15 protein-coding genes are annotated in these 18797 nt (G+C 60.2%); 6 read left to right on the top strand and 9 right to left on the bottom strand.

Annotation, left to right across the window (positions count from 1 at the left end):
• Positions 1–732, top strand: coding sequence for an ABC transporter ATP-binding protein (locus J2S96_RS07675; RefSeq protein ID WP_269992734.1), 732 nt, complete (start codon positions 1–3; stop codon positions 730–732).
• A gap of 209 nt (positions 733–941) precedes the next feature.
• Here the strand turns inward: J2S96_RS07675 and J2S96_RS07670 are convergent, their stop codons facing one another.
• Entirely contained in the window at positions 942–2888 is a 1947-nt protein-coding gene (locus J2S96_RS07670) for a DUF6541 family protein (RefSeq protein ID WP_306861515.1), read from the bottom strand.
• 91 nt (positions 2889–2979) lie between these two features.
• Positions 2980–3843: a glucose-1-phosphate thymidylyltransferase RfbA gene (rfbA, locus tag J2S96_RS07665; protein ID WP_306861513.1), complete on the bottom strand. Its 864-nt coding sequence runs from the start codon at positions 3841–3843 to the stop codon at positions 2980–2982.
• A 102-nt stretch (positions 3844–3945) separates the two neighbouring features.
• Between rfbA and J2S96_RS07660 the strand changes: the two genes are divergently transcribed.
• Positions 3946–6144, top strand: a complete 2199-nt coding sequence (locus J2S96_RS07660) for an acyltransferase family protein (RefSeq protein ID WP_306861760.1) — start codon at positions 3946–3948, stop codon at positions 6142–6144.
• A gap of 26 nt (positions 6145–6170) precedes the next feature.
• Here the strand turns inward: J2S96_RS07660 and J2S96_RS07655 are convergent, their stop codons facing one another.
• From J2S96_RS07655 to J2S96_RS07635, 5 genes are read right to left on the bottom strand one after another with little or no spacing between them, the layout of a single operon-like run.
• Entirely contained in the window at positions 6171–7091 is a 921-nt protein-coding gene (locus J2S96_RS07655; protein WP_306861511.1) for a glycosyltransferase, read from the bottom strand.
• 16 nt (positions 7092–7107) lie between these two features.
• On the bottom strand, positions 7108–8205 hold the full coding sequence (locus J2S96_RS07650) for an NAD-dependent epimerase/dehydratase family protein (RefSeq protein WP_306861509.1): 1098 nt from the start codon (positions 8203–8205) through the stop codon (positions 7108–7110).
• A 20-nt stretch (positions 8206–8225) separates the two neighbouring features.
• Positions 8226–9113 carry a glycosyltransferase family 2 protein gene (locus tag J2S96_RS07645; RefSeq protein ID WP_306861507.1) on the bottom strand — a complete coding sequence of 296 codons (888 nt, stop codon included), beginning with the start codon at positions 9111–9113 and terminating at the stop codon, positions 8226–8228.
• Positions 9114–9551 (bottom strand): DUF2304 domain-containing protein, encoded by a 438-nt coding sequence (locus J2S96_RS07640; protein WP_306861504.1) that lies wholly within the window; start codon positions 9549–9551, stop codon positions 9114–9116. It lies immediately after the preceding gene.
• Between the two features lies 1 nt (position 9552).
• Positions 9553–10311, bottom strand: coding sequence for a glycosyltransferase family 2 protein (locus J2S96_RS07635; protein WP_306861502.1), 759 nt, complete (start codon positions 10309–10311; stop codon positions 9553–9555).
• A 156-nt stretch (positions 10312–10467) separates the two neighbouring features.
• Here J2S96_RS07635 and J2S96_RS07630 point away from each other — a divergent pair, with 156 nt between their 5' ends.
• From J2S96_RS07630 to J2S96_RS07615, 4 genes are all read left to right on the top strand, one after another.
• A complete protein-coding gene (locus J2S96_RS07630; RefSeq protein WP_306861500.1) occupies positions 10468–11226 on the top strand; it encodes a glycosyltransferase in 759 nt (252 codons plus the stop codon).
• 68 nt (positions 11227–11294) lie between these two features.
• Complete coding sequence (gene rfbB, locus J2S96_RS07625; RefSeq protein ID WP_306861498.1) at positions 11295–12293, top strand: dTDP-glucose 4,6-dehydratase; 999 nt, start codon at positions 11295–11297, stop codon at positions 12291–12293.
• Between the two features lie 3 nt (positions 12294–12296).
• On the top strand, positions 12297–13721 hold the full coding sequence (locus J2S96_RS07620) for a bifunctional dTDP-4-dehydrorhamnose 3,5-epimerase family protein/NAD(P)-dependent oxidoreductase (protein WP_306861496.1): 1425 nt from the start codon (positions 12297–12299) through the stop codon (positions 13719–13721).
• A 12-nt stretch (positions 13722–13733) separates the two neighbouring features.
• Entirely contained in the window at positions 13734–14735 is a 1002-nt protein-coding gene (locus J2S96_RS07615) for a glycosyltransferase (protein ID WP_306861494.1), read from the top strand.
• Here the strand turns inward: J2S96_RS07615 and J2S96_RS07610 are convergent, their stop codons facing one another.
• On the bottom strand, positions 14736–15923 hold the full coding sequence (locus J2S96_RS07610; protein ID WP_306861492.1) for a lipopolysaccharide biosynthesis protein: 1188 nt from the start codon (positions 15921–15923) through the stop codon (positions 14736–14738).
• A 249-nt stretch (positions 15924–16172) separates the two neighbouring features.
• Entirely contained in the window at positions 16173–18659 is a 2487-nt protein-coding gene (locus J2S96_RS07605; RefSeq protein ID WP_306861490.1) for a lysozyme, read from the bottom strand.
• Between the last annotated feature and the right edge of the window lie 138 nt (positions 18660–18797).

Below are 18797 nucleotides of genomic sequence, written 5' to 3'. Positions count from 1 at the left end.
ATGTCTGTTGCAATTGAAGTTCAGAAACTAAATAAGCAGTTCGTGCTGAGGCATACGCGCTCCCTGAAGGAGGCAATTGTCTGGCTCGTCACCGGCCGCAAGGGCGACATCTCGAAGAAGTTCCATGCTCTTCACGATGTCGATCTTGAAATCCAGCAAGGTGAGACTGTCGCGCTGTTGGGTTTGAATGGATCCGGCAAGTCCACGCTGCTCAAGCACATTTCAGGCGTCATGTTGCCTGACAGTGGATCTGTACGGACGCGAGGTAGAGTCGCAGGCCTGATCGAGGTAGGCGCAGGGTTTCATCATGACCTGTCGGGCCGGGAAAACGTCTACCTGAATGGCGCGATCCTGGGCATGACGGAAGCCCAGATCGACGAACAATTCGACTCCATCGTGGAGTTTTCCGAGATCGGGGAGTTCATCGACACGGAGGTCAGGTTCTATTCCTCCGGAATGTACCTTCGCCTTGCGTTCTCAGTCGCCGTTCACACGGATCCCGAGGTTTTCCTCGTGGACGAGATACTGGCAGTCGGAGACGAGCCGTTTCAGCGTAAGTGCCTCGCCAGGATCAAGGAGCTCTCTGCGGCGGGGAAAACCCTCGTCGTGGTCAGCCACGACCTTGAACTCGTTTCCCGTATTTGCGATCGAGGCGTCGTTCTCAAGCACGGGAACGTCGTGTTTGATGGAGCCATCGATGACGCGGTAGCTCAGCTCCGCAGTCAAGTCTAAGCAGCGCCCACAAAAGTCACGAGACGCCCCGCCGCTGGCGGGGCGTCTCGGCGCATTTCGGGGCTCAGGGTCCTAGCTTGGCGCCCGCCAGTCGGAACCGGCCCGGCGCCGAGCGCGGTCAATGCCTTCCAGCGTGGCTGCGAGGAGGGGCCCTCGGCTGGCGGCTGCGACGTTCCGGCGGGGGGCGTTAGCGACCGGGGGCTGTCAAACTAACCGCAAGCAGTCACTTTGAAGAGCTTCGCCTCGCCGACCTGCGCTAGAAGCTGGAAGCCCGGAGTCCCGTTTTCAATCAAGAGTCCCTTGAATCCGTGGTTCTCTCCATGAACCTCTTGAGTCCCAAAATTCAATGCATAGCCGACGCCGGTCGCGTGGACCGCCTTGCACACCTCAGGGTCGCCGGCGGCGTCACGGAGGTGGTCGTTCAGCACGAGGACCGCAGGTGTATACGTCGTAAGAGTGTGCTTGGATGTTGTGTTTCTGTCGGCCAGGGCGAAGGCCATCGCCGAGCCATTCCAAGGATTGGCCGCAATCGTGGCGTTTTGCGGAACGTAATTGTCGAGCTCCTCAAGCAGAGCCATTTCGTCTTTACTCACCAGGGGAGCGTTGGGTGTCGTTGCGTAGATTTTGTGGGCGGAAGCTATTTCGCCACCGATCGGAGGCATTTGAAGCGCGAGAGCGGCCCCAAACAGAACCAGGGGTAACACAACGACCCCGGTCGCCCGAGCCCGGTTCTGCGTTACGAACCATCGGCGTCCAGTCCTTCGTCCTGAGATCCACCAAAGTCGACTCTGCCCGATGAGCCAACCCAGACCGACCGCGGCGAGGGGCACGGCCACGATTGGCAGCAGGGCAGCAAGCCGGTAGCTGTCGTTGTACCAGACACCGGTCAATTGATTCCGGAACCACTGGTCCGGTCCCGCCGAGACGACGACAAACAGTACCGCCGTGACGAGAAATGACCCTAGAAACCACAAGTTATGCCGTCGCCGTGCCACGACCACGATTCCTAAAAGCATCAAAGCACTCACCGCCCAAGCCGGACTGTGACGCATTGGAGAGTTCGTAACGACCTCTCCGACCGCCTGGCCCACAGTCTGTACGGTCGGCCAGCCCGACGCTTCCACTGGCGGCCTGATCAGCTTCCACATGACGGCCATGATGGCGAAGGCGAGCAGCAAGGCGATTCCAAAAAGGGCGACGCCTCTGTAGCCCTCACCTTGCTTATGTTTACGTACCCAATACCGACCGTAGCTGAAGAGGAGGATGGGCGCAGACAGAGCCACGAGGGACATCAGGCCATTCGGATGCGCAATCGCGAGTCCAGCTGCAAGGCTCGGCGCGAGCACAAAACGAGCGAGGCACGGTATCCCCGTGACATTGCCGGCGTTAAAAAATACGGCGACCCCAGCCAATGCCGCCGGAAGCATACTAAGTGCGAGGAAGTTCGGGTACAGAACGCCGAAATCCAACAACAATAGGGGGAACGCGCTGAACCCGGCCGCGAGGAGGCCCGCGGCACCTACGGCGTAGCCATTTCCCTTGGTGACCACCTTTGTCAGGAACATGCAACCGAGGGGCCAGGCTACTGCCGCAATGCAGATATTCAGGACGTTCGCCGTGACGCTGATTGGAGCGTCGGTGATCTGCACTACGAGGGATGCGAGGTCATGCCAGGCCGCAGGGTAGAAGTACGGCGGATTGTCGCCATTGGTCATGCTCGTGAGAGTCAGCGACGAGCCATTGGCGGTGTCGAGGATGTAGCGGACTGCATTGAGGTGGAAAACGTTGTCAAACGTCTGGGAAATGTTGTCCGGCCGATCGAAGGCCTGACGAAGTTGGAACGCTATGGAGATACTGCCGACCAAAAAACCGATTATCGCGGCGTATGCAGTGGCTGTGGGCCGCTTGAGGTTTAGTCCAAATCTTAAGGAGAGCTTGTCCGGGGTTAGATAGCTCGCCGCAAACAAGACAGCCGCGAACACGACGGCAGCGACGATGACGGGCATCAACGACCAGGAGATCCCCAAATAAGGAAGGACGATAGCGGTGCCGGCGACAACGAAAACGCTGAGCGCAGGTGTGACTGCGAGGAACGTCAGACCCCGTAGGCCAAGCGATGCTGCGATCAAGCCCCCGGGAACAAAGAGAACCGCCAAGCTGGCAAGAAAAACTGGAAGCGTTGCATACCAACTCAATTGGACTCCACCTGTAACTTAAGGATGTTCGACGACCTTTGAATTTGAGGTCCTAGCCGTCGAGGAGTCCTAGCAAGTATTGGCCGTACCCGCTCTTCACCAGAGGAGCGGCCCGCTGCCGGAGTTCGTCGTCAGTCAGGAAGCCTTGGCGCCAAGCGATTTCCTCGGGCGCGCCGATCTTGAGGCCCTGACGGTTCTCTACCGTACGGATGAAGTTGGACGCATCATTGAGGTCGTTGAAGGTCCCGGTATCAAGCCACGCCGTTCCGCGGGGGAGAATTTCGACGTGAAGTTTTTCTCTGTCGAGGTATGTGCGGTTCACATCGGTTATTTCCAGCTCGCCTCGTGCTGACGGCTGCAGATTCTTGGCAATATCGACGACGTCGTTGTCATAGAAGTACAGGCCCGGAACGGCGTAATGGGATTTCGGCTTTTCAGGCTTCTCCTCAAGGGAGATTGCCTTCCCGGTCTTATCGAATTCCACCACACCGTAAGCCTTGGGGTCGCCGACCCAGTAACCGAAGACTGCCCCGCCGTCGATGTTGGCGTGCCGGCGCAACTGTGTTCCCATCCCTTGGCCGTAGAAGATATTGTCGCCTAAGACCAGAGCGACGGTGTCGTTTCCGATGTGGTCCGCGCCAAGGATGAAGGCCTGAGCCAGTCCGTCGGGGGAGGGCTGCTGAACGTAGCTGAGGTTGATGCCGAACTGCGAGCCGTCGCCGAGGAGGCGCTGGAACTGCTCCGCGTCGTGGGGTGTAGTGATGATGAGGATGTCCTGGATCCCAGCCAGAATGAGCGTCGACAAGGGGTAGTAGATCATTGGCTTGTCGTAGACCGGAACTAGTTGCTTGCTGATACCGAAGGTGATCGGGTGCAACCGGGATCCAGTTCCACCGGCCAGGATTATTCCACGCATGGGCTCAATCCTTCCGTATAGGGCCCGCCACGGCAAACCAGAGGTCGTCTGCTTGGTAAGATCAACGGGTCCTGGAAGCCGAGATGAGTGGAATTAGTAGATATGTCTTCAGCAACGGCTGTCGGGACTGCGACTCGGGCGCGGCAGAAATCCTCGGGACACAAGCGCCGGCTGGACATTGAAGGCCTCCGCGCAGTTGCAGTGCTAGCGGTTGTGCTGGACCACCTCGTCCATTGGCCCCAAGGCGGCTTTGTCGGCGTGGATATCTTCTTCGTCATTTCCGGCTATTTGATTTCCGGAATACTCCTTCGGGAGGCCATGGACACTGGACGGATTTCCTTTAAGCAGTTCTATATTCGCCGAATAAAACGCATTTTGCCGGCCGCCGTTTTGGTACTTAGCGCAACCTTGACCGCGGCGTACATTATTTTCTACGGTGGACGCGCCGCGGCCATCGCCGGAGACACATTCTGGGCACTGCTTTTTTCAGCTAACTGGCGATTCGCGATTCTTGGGACCGATTACATGAATTCGGGCTCCTCCGTATCGCCTCTTCAACACTATTGGTCCCTGGGTGTCGAAGAGCAGTTCTATATTGTCTGGCCGTGGATCATCCTGGGCGCACTCTTCCTTGCGCGTCGTTGGAAGGCAAACAACCGGGGAACCCTGACGATATTATCCGTCGTCATAGCGCTACCCCTGGCGTTGTCTTTTGCTTTCTCGCTTTGGGAAACGCAAACAAGTCACACGGTTGCCTATTTTTCCACCTTCGCCCGAGGATGGGAACTGGCTGCAGGCGCTCTGTTGGCAGTTCTCACCGCAAACTTCGAGGGTTTTGTCCGGCAAATCCGCGTCGCCTTGCTGTGGCTGGGCTTGGCAGTCCTGTTGTCTTCGGTGCTGCTCATCACGCCCGAAACGCCGTTTCCCGGTCCATTTGCCCTGTTCCCAGTCCTCGGATCATGCTTGGTCATCCTTGCCGGGACTGGCGCCCATGATGGCCACTATGATCGCCACGCATGGGTTCTGACCAATCCCGTCAGCCGGTACATCGGCAAAATCTCTTACTCGCTTTACCTTTGGCATTTCCCGGTGATAGTTCTGCTTGTCGCCTTTGTCCCGGTTGAATCCAAACGATTTTACGTAATCGCTGTGGCAGTAATGGCCGCACTGTCGATCGCATCGTTCAAGTTTGTCGAGGATCCGATTCGAAAGTCACCTTGGGGTTCGCTCCAGAGGTCTGCGTCTTTGCCTAAGCGCTCTGGTCCTGCTCGACGTCGACGCTCGATTGCAGGTGCTGCGGCTTTCGTCGCCATAGTTGTGTGTGCCCCTTTGATCGCATTTGCGACCGTCGGTCAACAATCGGCGACCATTGGCCCGGCGACGTCTGACGCCGCGGGCCAGCAGAACTCAATTGCAGCAACCGTCTCCGGACGCCAGGAACAATTGAAAGCAGCTTTGGGGGCCAGCGTGTGGCCGACACTTACGCCGAACCCGGCCGAAATGGGTCCCGATGGTGCTCTGGCCAAACCCACTGAGTGGATTAAGGACGGCTGCCTGGGCGGTACTCTGTCTCCTTTGGCGCACGACAAAGATGTGATCGTGAACGCGAAGCGCTGCATCTACGGGCCCGAGTCCGCGAAACGGACCCTCATGGTTTTCGGGGACTCTACGACGATGAGTTTTGTGCCGGGGATCCGCAAGGCGCTGGAGGGCGGAGACTGGAAGGTTTACATCTACACGGTGGCCGCATGTTCGCCGACGTTGGTCCAGCCGGCAGCGGATGCATCGGCCGAGGAATGCGTGAAGTTCAAGAGTTGGGTTCAGGGCGAGATGAAGCGACTTCGACCCGACACGGTGGTGTCGTCATTCCTGCGAAACGATGGGCACTTGGCTAGTAAGGCGACAGGCGCTGCTGCGGACGCCGAGTGGCAGCACAACATCAGTGAGATGGGGAAGTTTGTAACGTCGGTTGGTGCGCGCTACGTCTTGTTGGAGGCCCCGGCCCCGGCCAAGGCCGAACCGAGCCAGTGCATCACGAGGTTCAGCACTCCGGGCGACTGCATTACGGTCAGAAAACCTGAATTCGACAACCAGAGCGCAGTCGAGGCCCGGGCGATTTCCAGCGTCGGTGCCAACGCAGTCTTCGTTCCAACGAAGGATTGGTTTTGCGTCGATGGACGGTGTCCTGCCTTTATCGGCGGAACGGCCCTGTACGCAGACATCAACCACATAAGTGCGTTGGCATCGGAGGAACTTGCCCCGTTGATCAAAAACGTGCTCAACCCAGTTGCGACGGGTTAGCGGTCCGAACTTCGCGCCGATCGTGTCTATTTTCGGATGCGGGGACGAATCGCACTCGCGGCACGCCGTGGACCGGAAACGCCACGCAAGCCGTCTATGACACCACGCAGTGCGTTGTGCAGTCGGACTCGCCGATGCGGGGCAAACAAGGTAACGATGGCAAGGTGCCTGTAGTCCGCCATGAACCCTTTCACGGTCCAGAGCAAAAATCGGCGGCCGTATTGCCTCGACAGGAGGATCCGGTTCCGAAAGAGATAGTAGTAGCGCCAGTCAGCCGCGGTACGGATATTCAGCGGGTGGCCGGCGAAGGACAGCTCCCGGCCAAAGAGCGTGGCCCTGGCAGGACTCCCCAGTGTGTGGTTCAGAGCCGCATCCGGAGCGATCACAGCGCACAGTCCGTCAGCGGCGCACCTAAGGTAAAACTCGCTGTCCACTCCGTCGATGAAAAGGCTGGACTGAAACATGCCTAGCCGCTCGATCACCGGGACTGGTACAAGGAGTCCCGACTGGATGGGTTCGCCGCCCAGCTGTATGCCGTTCATGACGGGTCCGCGTCGAACAGGGAGCCCTCTGACGGAACCTGGCGCCACCATGCCGACGCGGACATTAGCGGCAAAGGCGGCCGTCGCCGCCGATAGCAGGGCGGCGACATAGCCGTCGTCGAGCAGCGAGTCCTGATCCATCGTGAGGATGTAGTCTGGCTTAGCGGCCCCCGAAAGGGCGACGGAAATGCCGGCGTTCAGCGCGGCGGCAATTCCGGAGTTTTCAGCGAGACGCTCGACGTTGCAACCCATCCCGGCCAGTTCGTTAAGGATTCTGGTGGGGTCATTGGGGCTACCGTCATCCACTACGACCACGCTGTTCACCTGTTTGAGGAGTGCCGCGGCGTTGGCGAGCACGTCCTCGGACGGGTTATACAGGGAAACGATAGCGGCAGTGGAAGACAACGTCTTTCCGTCCTCGTCAGGCTGGCTGGACGTCGGGCTGGACGTCGATCCAGTTAGCGAGGCGATCGATGCCTTGGGCCAGGTTGTACTGCGGCTTCCAGCCGAGGACCTCTGCCGCGGCCGTGACGTCTGCCCATGCATGACGGACGTCGCCCTGCCTGTATTGGCCGGTGACGTGGGGTGCAGGGGCGTTGTAGTGCGCGGCGATAAGCTGAGCAGCCGTGCCGATGGTCTGGTACTCGCCCGAACCGATGTCCATCGGCTCACCCTGGACGGTGGAGGAGACCGCCCCCGCGACGATGGCCGACGCGACGTCGTCGATCAGGATGAAGTCACGGCGGACCTCTCCGTCTTCGTAAAGGGGGATTGACTTGCCCCCCATGGCCATCCTGCAGAACAGGCTCATGATTCCCGTGTAGGGGTTGATAAGCGACTGGCCTGGGCCGTAGACATTCTGCAGCCGCAGAATGACGGTTTCGACGCCATAGGACTTTGCCCAGGCCTGCAGGACGTGCTCCTGGGCAAGCTTGGTGGCCCCATAGACGCTGACGGGGGCGGGGAACGTTTCGGACGCCTTCATGGCTACCGGGGTAGCGCCCGGGAAGTCCCACTGGGACTTGTCCAAGGTCTGGCTGGTGCGTTGGCCAGGGTAGAACAACTTGCCGTCGGCGTCTGCCCAGGCGCCTTCGCCGTAGACCGCACGGCTCGAGGACAGCACGATCCGCCGCGGGAGCTTGCCGTGGCGGTTCAGGCCATCGAGAAGCTGGGAAGTGCCTACGACATTGACGTGAGTGTGGCGGGTCGACTCTTCCAGGGACTGGCCTGTGCCGGTTTCGGCGGCGAGGTGGATCACGACGTCGGGAGTCACATCCGCCAAGACAGTGTCCCAGGTTGCAGCATCGGCGACGTCGGCGACGACGAGCTCGGCTTTCGGATGCAGTTCCGCGGGCCGCTCACCGGAAGCGTGGATTTGGGGATGCAGGTTGTCGACAACGACTACCCGGTCGAAGGCTTCGACAAGTGCGGGGGAAACAGCGCAGCCGATGAAGCCGGCGCCGCCCGTGACGAGGACGGTACCGCCGGGGCGGACAGGACTAGTTGCAGAAGTCACCATTGGACCTTTCGTAGCGGAACTTATTTTCCGAAAGTGTGTCGGACGAGGGCCTTGACGGCGGCGTTGTTGCGACTTGCGGCCGCTTTGGGAAGGAGGGCTGCAGCGTGTGCGCGGGAGGTTAGCCTGAGCTTTGCCGACCGGGCCGCCTTCGTCCAACCGAGTTCATCGGCTTGGGCTGCGGCCACCTCGAAGTACTCCCGTTCGCCGGCGAAGCGGGAGCCATCCACGAGTTTGGTCGAAGATGCGCTGTTTGAATGCCTGCGGTACTGGAAGCAAACTTGTGGATCGATAAGTAGCTGATCGCCGTTGAAGATCATGTCCATGATCAAGGCGAGATCCTGGATGATCGGGAAGCCGTCGCGGAAGTCCACCCGTCGGATTTTGTCCGTGCGGAAGGCAAGGGACGGCCAGTAAAGCCAGTCTCCGTGCATGAGGTTGGCCGCGATTGACTCTCCGGCCATCAGTTGCCGACCACCGCCTTTGGGCCTGATGATCCTTTGCTTCACCACATCGACAAGGGTGGGCACGGGCTGCCCTTTCTCGTCGATGACTTCCACCCCGGGTTGGATGATAGCGGCGTCAGGAAAGCTGCGATGGGCGGCGAGAATGACGTCCACGTAATTCGGCAGCAAGATATCGTCGCAGCCGAGAATTACCATCACTTCCTGGGTGGCAAGCGAGACGCAGGTCCGGTAGTTCTCAGTAATGCCAGCGTTCTGTTCCTTGCGGATGTACTTGACCCGATGGTCCTCGATGCCCGCCATGAACTCGCTGATTTCGGTTCCGGGGTAGGCGTCGTCGACTACTGTCAGCAGCCAATCCTCGTTGTCCTGCCGGAGAACGCTGTAGACGGTCTCCTTCATGTAGTCAGGGTCGCCCCAGTAAGGGATAAAGATGTCTAGTGGCATTTAAGCGTCTGAACTTTCCGTAGGATTTCGCAACGGGTCTATGGCTTGGGACTCAGCCTTGGCCTCAGCCATGCGGGTGCCTGCGTCGCGGGAAGAGGTGCCTTGAGCGAGCGATTCCAGCTGCGTCCGCAGGATGGCCACTTCCTCGGCAAGGGCCCTTGTCTCGTCCTCCACGACGGAGATTTCCCAGGACAGGTGCAGGCACACGCCAAGGAGCATGAGGATGCTCATAGCAAAAAGGAGGTTTGAAGGCAGCTGGACGCCGACAAGCTCAGCGACAATATTCAGCAGCCTTGGGAATGCCGCGAGGATAAGTGTGGCACCACCGACAAGGAGCCAAAGCGCGGCGTACTTTTCGCGAAGTTTTTTCCGGCGAAGCATTTCGACGACGAGCGCGACAATAACGAGCGCTACCAGGAAAGCGGCGAGATTTGCCACGCTAGACTCCTGAGATTTCGGGAAGACCGGGTGCTGCCGTGCGCGCTCTCGAGGGCTTCCGGGTGAGGGCCAAGAGGAGCGCGAAGACGGATCTTCCTAAATAGACTGCTGCTTTGACTGGATTATGGCTAGGAGTTCCGCCCTGGCGGATCCTCATTTCCACCGGCACCTGCGTTACCGTGCACCCGGATCGAATTGCAACGACCAGGGAATCGATCGTGTCTCCGAGATACTCCGCCGGGTAGTGGTCCAAATACTGGCTGATCGCGCGGTCATTCGCCGCGCGGAACCCGCTCGTGACATCGGTCAGGCGAGTTTTGGCGAGCGATGAGATGACCTTCGCAAGGAACTGCATGGCCCATTTGCGCGGGCCGCCTACCTTGTAGTTCCCCCGATCGGCGAAGCGGGCCCCGATGCAGATGTCCGCATGCTCCAGTCCGGCTAACACCTCATCGATGCTGCGGGGGTCGTGCTGGCCGTCCGAGTCGACTTGGATCACTCTCTCGTATCCTAGGCGGCGGGCATATTTGAAGCCGGCTCGCATCGCCCCTCCAACGCCTAGGTTGAAAGGAAGGTTCAACACTGTGGCGCCGGCCTGCTCGGCAATCGCGGCAGTGTCGTCAGTGGAGCCGTCGTTAACCACCAGTACGTCATAGTGGTCACTGGCTGCGAGCACTTCGAGGACGGTGTCGCCAACGGCTTCAGCCTCGTTCCAGGCAGGCATGATCACCAAGACGCGCGGTGTGGGGGAGGGTTCCATGTTGTCCAAACTATATCAATTTGCCGTCTGTACGACATCTGGACCGTTGGCGCAGGACCGGGCGGTGCCCGTGACCGTCGCCTAAGATGGTGCTGCGGTCGGCCGACAACCATCGCCAGCCAAAACACCTATTTCACACGATTGAACTGTGGGGACATGAACTACGCAGAAGAAGATTCCGCGCCGCGCACCCGAGTCAGTGTCTGCATGGCTACGTTCATGGGGGCAAAATTTATCCACGAGCAGCTGGAATCGATCCTTTCCCAGCTCTCTGGGGATGACGAGGTGGTCATTGTCGACGATGCTTCAACGGATGACACGGTCGCAAAGATCTTGGCTCTTGCCGATCCGCGCATCAGGTTGATTCGTGCGAAAACCAACCAAGGGTACGTCAAGTCCTTTGGGCAGGCAGTCCTCGCGAGCCGAGGCAGGTTCATCTTTCTGGCCGATCAGGATGACGTGTGGACAGCAGGCCGCGTTGATTCCATGCTGACGGCCTTGACGACGTCCGCCGTCGTCGCCAGCAACTTTGACGTCCTGAATGGGGGGCCAAGGCCAAGCATTCCCAAGCTGGATTCAGCGGACAGTCAGCGCCACCTGGCCAACCTCTTCGGAATCCTCGTAGGCTATCGCGCCTACTATGGCTGCGGCATGGCATTCCGCCGGGACATCCTTGAGCTGTTCAGTCCGATCCCTGGGTATCTTCGCGAATCGCACGACTTATGGCTGGCGATAGTCGGCAATGTATCGGGATCGATAACGCACCTGGACCGCAGCACCCTGCTTCGGCGACTCCATGAGGACAATGCAACGCCTCGCGGCTGGAGGTCCCTTCGTGTCATTCTCGCGGCACGGGTGGTCTTGATTCGCCTAATGCTTGAGGCGCGACGGCGGTTCCTCGCATCGCAACGTTGAGGGCTGCACCCGTAGTAAGCCCACTGCCGGCCACCGGGCCCGGGAAATTCAGCCGGTAAGCTGTCTGCATGCAGAAACTCCTTGTCACCGGCGGCGCCGGCTTCATTGGTTCAAACTTTGTCCACTACGTCATTGCCAACACGGACCACCATGTCACGGTGCTGGACAAGCTCACCTACGCCGGGAACCTGGAGTCGATCAAGCACCTGCCGAGCGAGCGGCTCACGTTCGTCCAGGGAGACATTGCGGACCCGTCCGTCGTCGAGCCCCTTGTGGCGTCGGCCGACGTCGTGGTCCATTACGCCGCAGAGTCCCACAACGACAATTCCCTGCATGACCCGCGTCCGTTCCTGGACACCAACATCATCGGCACGTACACGCTGATCGAGGCCGCGCGGAAGCACGACAAGCGCTTCCACCACATCTCCACCGACGAGGTCTACGGCGACCTGGAGCTCGATGACCCGGAACGGTTCACCGAGAACACCCCCTACAACCCCTCCAGCCCTTACTCCTCGACGAAGGCCGGTTCGGACCTGCTGGTCCGCGCGTGGGTGCGCTCCTTCGGATTGCAGGCCACCATCAGCAACTGCTCGAACAACTACGGCCCCTATCAACACGTGGAAAAGTTCATCCCGCGCCAGATCACGAATGTGATCGACGGGATCCGCCCGAAGCTCTATGGCAAGGGCGAGAACGTACGCGACTGGATCCATGCGAACGATCATTCTTCCGCAGTCCTGGCGATCATCGAGAAGGGCCGGATCGGCGAGACCTACCTCATCGGGGCTGACGGCGAGAAGAACAACAAGGATGTCGTGGAGCTGATCCTGACCCACATGGGCCAGGACATCGACGCATACGACCACGTGGTGGACAGGCCAGGCCATGACCTCCGTTACGCAATCGATTCCACGAAGCTGCGCACCGAGCTGGACTGGAAGCCCGAGTTCTCGAACTTCGAAGCCGGCATCGAAGACACCATCAAGTGGTACCGCGACAACGAATCCTGGTGGCGTCCGCAGAAGGCCGAGACCGAAGCCAAGTACAAGGAACAGGGCCAGTAGACCATGTCGATTGAGTTTTCCAAGCAACTGAGTGCCCGCGAAACGCCGATTCCCGGCGTCGTTCTTTACGAACTTCCCGTCCACGGCGACAACCGCGGTTGGTTCAAGGAGAACTGGCAGCGCGAGAAGATGGTGGCCCTGGGGCTTCCGGACTTCAAGCCCGTGCAGAACAACATCTCTTTCAACGAAAAAGCCGGCACCACCCGCGGCATCCACGCCGAACCTTGGGACAAATTCATCTCGGTGGCCACAGGCAAGATCTTCGGCGCTTGGGTGGACTTGCGCGAAGGGCCGTCCTTCGGTGCCGTATTCACCGCCGAGTTGGATCCAAGCCAGGCTATTTTCATCCCCAGGGGCGTGGGCAACGCTTTCCAGACCCTGGAAGACAACACCGCGTACACCTACTTGGTCAACGACCACTGGAGCGCCGACGCGCAGGGCCAGTACACCTTCCTGAACCTGGCCGACGAGACAGCGGCGATCGACTGGCCCATCGCGCTGGAGCGCGCCGAGCTCTCGGACAAAGACAAAGCACATCCGCGCCTGGCGGACGTGCGTCCGATGGCCCCGAAAAAGACGCTTGTTCTGGGTGCCAACGGCCAGCTCGGCAAAGCGCTTCGTGAACTGTACGACGGCGATGCCTCGGTCGAGTTTGCCGGCCGCGCTGAGTTTGACCTCACTTCACCGGATGCGATTGCGCGTAAGAACTGGAAGAACTACTCCGCCATCGTCAACGCGGCCGCTTACACCGCCGTCGACGCAGCGGAAACCCCGGAAGGCCGCCAGGCTGCCTGGGAGTCCAACGTCACTGCCGTCGCCCGCCTGGCCCGGACCGCCGTCGAGCACGATCTGACCCTGGTGCATGTCTCCTCGGACTATGTATTCGACGGTGCTGCCGAGACACATGGTGAAGACGAGCCTGTCTCGCCGCTCGGCGTGTACGGCCAGACGAAGGCCGCCGGCGACGCCGTGGTCAGCGTCGTTCCCAAGCACTACATCGTGCGCACCAGCTGGGTCATTGGCGAGGGCAACAATTTCGTACGCACCATGGCCTCCCTCGCTGCACGCGGGATTGAACCCTCCGTGGTCAACGACCAGATCGGCCGCTTGACCTTCACCGAAGATATCGCCGCGGGAATCAAACACTTGCTTGACTCCCGTGCCAGCTACGGCACGTACAACCTCAGCAACGCGGGTGAGCCGCAGTCGTGGGCTGACATCGCCGCCGATGTCTACGAGCTCAGCGGTGCGACACGGGACTCCGTCACAGGCGTCACCACCGAGGAATACTTCCGCGGCAAGGCCGCCGCACCCCGCCCGCTCAACAGCGTCTTGGACCTGGGCAAGATCCGGGCGGCGGGATTCGAGCCGCGGAACGCCAAGGAGGCTCTCGACGCTTACCTCGAAACCAGCCGCGTAATCGGCTAGCGACTGACTGAAATGGTCTATGACTCTTCCTCGTTCGGTGTAGTCGCACTAGCCGCATACCGTCCTGACTGGGATCTTTTCCGAATCCAGCTTCGTTCCATCCAAGATCAAAGCCACACCGATTTTGTCTGCTTGATCTCCGCTGATGGCGGCGACCAGGAAATCGCCGATTTCGTCAAGGCAGAGCTCAACGACGATAGCCGGTTTCGGGTTCTCGGATTCCCGGAAAGGCTCGGTTTCTACGGCAACTTCGAGAGGGTCGTCCAGGCCGTCCCCCCTGAAGCACAATGGGTGGCGTTGGCGGACCAGGACGATCGTTGGTACCCCTCCAAACTCGAGACGCTTATTCCAAAGCTAAATGATGCGGCGCTGGTCTCGGGGCAGGCCCGGGTCGTCCGAAATCCCGGGAATGAGGTGGTGGCTGATTCAACCGCCCGAAAGAACGTTCCCTTTGGAGCGCTGGTTGCCCAGAACCAGGTGACCGGCAGCCTCTGTGTGTTCCGTAGGGAACTCCTCGATCTGGCACTTCCCTTCCCGCGGCTGGAAACCATCACACAGGTCCACGACCATTGGTTGGCAGTGTGCGCCGCCGCCACCGGCGGTGCCATGGTGGTTGAGGATGTGCTGCAGGACTACGTCCAACATGGCGGCAACGTCCTTGGCGAGGTGGAAGACCACCGAGGCATCCTGTCATCATGGCGACACCTTGAGTCGATGTCGGAAAAATACCATGGCAGCAAGAGCCTGCTGGCGATGCTGCGCACATCGAACGACCTGAGCTTTGGGTGGCGGCGGACCATGATGGACTGCCTGAAGGCCCGGGTTGCCATCAATTCCAGCGACGTGGAGACCGGTCTTGCGGCCTTTTCCAGCGGCCACGCGTGGAGGCCGACGCTGAGGGTATTGTGGTCAGGCTTCCGTAGGGGGGACATCGCGGCGCCATGCGTCTTGGAATTCGTTGCGGGTGCCCCGGCGGAGCTGTTCGTCAACGGATTTGGAGCCCGTCGACGCTGACTAGGGAGCCGTTGGACCGGTGCCTGGATCCTCAACGGACTCAGGCACCGGCTTCAGCGCCTGCTCCCTGAAGTGCCGCCTTACGGCCAGCACTTGATAGGCCGCCACGACAACTTCGGACGCTCCGACGGCCCAGGCCACGCCCGGACCGCCGTACAGCGCCCCCATGGCGAACATCAGCGGCACGTTTACAATTGCGCCAAACGCCGTCGACTTTGCCAGGATGGCGCCTTCACCCAGCGGTATAAGACATGCCAGGCCAACCACTTGGGCCACCAACACTGCTGCGAAGATCAAGCCGAACGGAACGCTCAACGCGTATCCGACGGTGATCTCGCCGCGCGAAAAAATCGGGCTTGCCCAAGGGATCAGAACCGCCAAAAGCACGCCGCCCAGAGCCCCGAGAGCGGGAACGAACTTGGCCACCAACTGTATGCGTTCCAAGCTGCGGGACCGTCCGGCTTCCGGTATCCAACCCTGCACGACTTGTAGCACCGGCCCAAACCCCGCTACGGCAAATCTGAACAACTTGTCCGTGAGGGCATAGAGCGGGACCGCTGGCGGAACTACGAGCGAGACGGCGATCATCGGCAGGTTGCTGTTGATGGTTCCTGTGCCCGCCGCGATGACGCCGAACTTTTGATTCCGAAGTCGCTGCATGGCGGGAACAAACCCCAAGTTCGCTTTTAGCGGGGTCTCATGCCGACCCTTCATCGCCGCTAGGGCTCCCGCCACAATGGCCGCGATATTAAACGCAAGCAAGCTGCCGGCAAACACGATTGCGTACGGGAAGAACTGCAGCAGAACCACACCGGCGATGACCCCTAGCCCCTGGGGGAGCACATCAAAGAACAGGAGCGACCACGGCTTTGCCTGGCCAATGAAATACCAAGAGGCTCCGAGGAACGGCATCACGTAGGCCAGCGAAGCGACCGCAGCGGCAAGTGGATCCACCCGGGTTAAGAGGAGGAGCACGACAAACATCACCGGCGCAGCGAAGAGGAAAAGGTACACCCGGCTGACAACTGAATCCAAGAACAGTTGGGGGCGCCCTGATACCGGAGCAGAGGCCACCATGGCTGCGCCAACGGTTCCCCACCCGAACGCGACGACGACACCGAATATTGCCGCCGTTGCCTGCGCTACTGCCAGTTCACCCCATATCCCTGGACCCAAAGTCGATATCACAAAGGGAATGGCCAGCAGATTTACGGCAGTTGAGAACAAGAGTGACGTTGCAAAGCCTCCGAATCGGCGCAGCAGAGCAGAAGCGGGCCTCAAAGCCACGGATGTTCCCCGTTCGTGTCGGTAATTGCGATTCGCCGATCGGCGCGGCTCTTTGGCCGAACAGAATCTTACCTTGGGCGAGGGCGCCTCACAGACTGAGCCCGAGCTGCCGCATCCCGACGGCGGCCCCTCGACGGGGCCGCCGCAGCACTAGAACGTGACGTTCATGCACCCCAGGAACGTGTTTCCCAAGGAGAAGGGAGACGTGGCGATTCCATGCGCGCACACTCTGTACGTGCCTCGCTGGAGGATGTTTGTCGACACCGAGTAACCATGATCTCCCGTGGTCTTCAGCGCGGCGTTGACATCGGGCCTTGGAAGATTGGCGATGATCGGGAAGTACTTCTGCAGGGTGTCTGGCTGCGTCACGTACACATGCACCTCAATTGACGCACTGGTGGTTGGGTCCATGGCCCAGCCGGAGGCGGTGATGGACGTGACGCCGTTCGTCGTCGAGAGCTTGACCGAGTCCAGATACCCGACCGGCTTGGCACTGACGCCGACCGTGACGGACTTGCAACCGAGCAGGGTGTTTCCTGGAGCGACGGGACTAAGCGCGATGGCCCAGGAACAAACCCTGTACGCGCCCGGCGCGCTTAGCGGTATGTCAGTCTGGTATCCGTGGTCACCGGGCACTTGAAGGACCTGGTTCACGTCCGTCCGCGGCTGTGAGCCCGTGGTCTTGTACAGCTGGGTGGTGCCGTCCGGCGCCTGTACGTAGATGTGCACCGCAATTTGCCTGGTGGTGTCTCCATAGTCCAGGGCCCAGCCACGCGTTGTCAGCGAGGCTGTGGTGCTGGTCGTCTTGACGTCAACGGAGTCAAGCGACCCGACCGGCATGGCTGCTGCAGCGATGGTGAAGGACTTGCACCCCATGTCCGAGTGGAGATACTGGCCCACAGTGTACAAGCAAATCCTGTATGCGCCGGCTTTTGTGATGTTGATGTCCTGCTGGAACCCGTGGTTGCCTCCAATGCCCAAGACACTATTCACGTCAGGCCGATATGCATTCGCGGGTATCTGATAGAGCGTGGTCGAACCGTCAGGTGCGTAAAGGTACGCGTGAGCGGCCGCAGTGGATGATGTGTTGCTCATGTCCACGGCCCATCCACGGACCCTGAAGCTCACGTTGTCCGGCGTGCGGATTTCGTAGGCCTGTTCCAGGTTGCCGACGGGCGGTTCCGCTCCTACGACCGAAACGGTCTTGCATCCCAATCCAATGTTGGTGAATTTTCCGATGGCGTAGACGCAGACCTGGTAGTTCCCCGACACAGTAACGGGGATTTGTTGGCTAAAGCCATGGTTGTCACCGAGTCCCAGAACTTGGTTCACATCGGGTCTATAGCCTGTTGCCGGGATTTTGTAGAGCTGCTGGGAGCCATTCGGGGCCGTGACATAGGCGTGTGCTTCCGTTGTATTTTGGGGGAGTGCCGTGTCCGCGGCCCAACCGCTGACGCTTATTGATGCGGCCGTGTCGGTCCGTGCAGCGGTGAGGCTATCGAACGAACCTTGCGGCGTCGTACCCGCAAACACCGCGAGCGAGGCGTATGAGCCGTTCCATACGTTCGAATCCCCTTGGAACGGACCCGTACTGCTGTACTGCCACATGCTGAAGACGTTCCAGCTGGCCGGCAGAATACCCGGCGAATTGCCCGGGGAAGAGGGGTAGGAAGCAATCCACAGTGGGTATGCACTGAAGGAAGCCGAGTTTCCTGTGCATCGAGCCCACCAATCGGTGGTGCTGTAGATAACGGGGTACCGGCCGGTCAGGGCTTGCACGGTGTTCCCGAAATCCGCTATCCAGCTGCTCATCTGGGCACCCGACATGCCATAGCAAACATCGCCGAAGTAGAAGCCGCCGATTGTTTGACCCTCATAGGGGTTGTATTCGATGTCAAGGACCGGGGGGAGTGTGTAGCCGTCCGGGCTCCACCCCCCGCCGTTGGCGACGAAATACCGCGCCTGGTCAGCACCCGAGGACCAGTTTGGAATGGCGAAGTGATAAGCACCACGGATCATGCCGACACTGCGCGAGCCGTCGTATTGCTGAGCGAAATTCCCGTTGGTGTAGTAGTTGCCCTCCGAGGCCTTGACGTAGGCGAAACGTGAGCCTTGGTTCCACTGGGACGCCCAGTCGACGCTCCCTTGATATGCGCTGACATCTTGCCCAGCTACGCCTATTGAAGGAGACCAGTGTCCGGTGTCGACGGCCATGGCGAGCGGTCCTGCCACTGCGCGCGATCCGGTGGGAGCCGCGCTCAACGGAAGGTTTTTGCTGGCCAGGACCCGAGGGGACCGCTGGCCCATTTCGGCTCCACCGCTGGGAATCGCCTGGAGCATTGCGCGCTTCATCGCGTCTCCGACGATGGGAGCGCCGCCGGGCATTGCTGGCATGGCGACCGGTGGGGGCGCGGGGGCTGGCGGCGTGGGGGCTGGTGCCGCGGGCAGTGCGTTGGGGACGGCCGGCGGAGCCGACGCATTTGCCGGAGCGGACGGTCCGGGGGAGTCGCTGGAACCCGTCGGAGACAGGCCTGGCTTGGTGCCCGCGGGTGTTCCTGCTTTTACAGCCTGCGTCTGTGCTGAAGCAAGGGGTGTCGCACTTTCCGATGGGGTGGCCACAGCGACGGTGAGAGTCAAGCCAAGCGCGACTCCTAGCGCGACGCCAGCGCGTGTGGCAGGGAATCGGAATGCCTTTACAGCGGTGGTTTGTTTCATTTTCTATCCCGGCAAGGTACCGCTCTGTGAGGGCACATGGTGAAAGCTTCGCCTACAGCT

Origin of the sequence: Arthrobacter bambusae (assembly GCF_030812595.1) — a bacterium.
In the GTDB taxonomy this organism is placed as follows: domain Bacteria; phylum Actinomycetota; class Actinomycetes; order Actinomycetales; family Micrococcaceae; genus Arthrobacter; species Arthrobacter bambusae_B.
The sequence above is the reverse complement of the archived record's forward strand: the minus strand, read 5'-3'. Positions and strand labels throughout refer to the sequence as shown.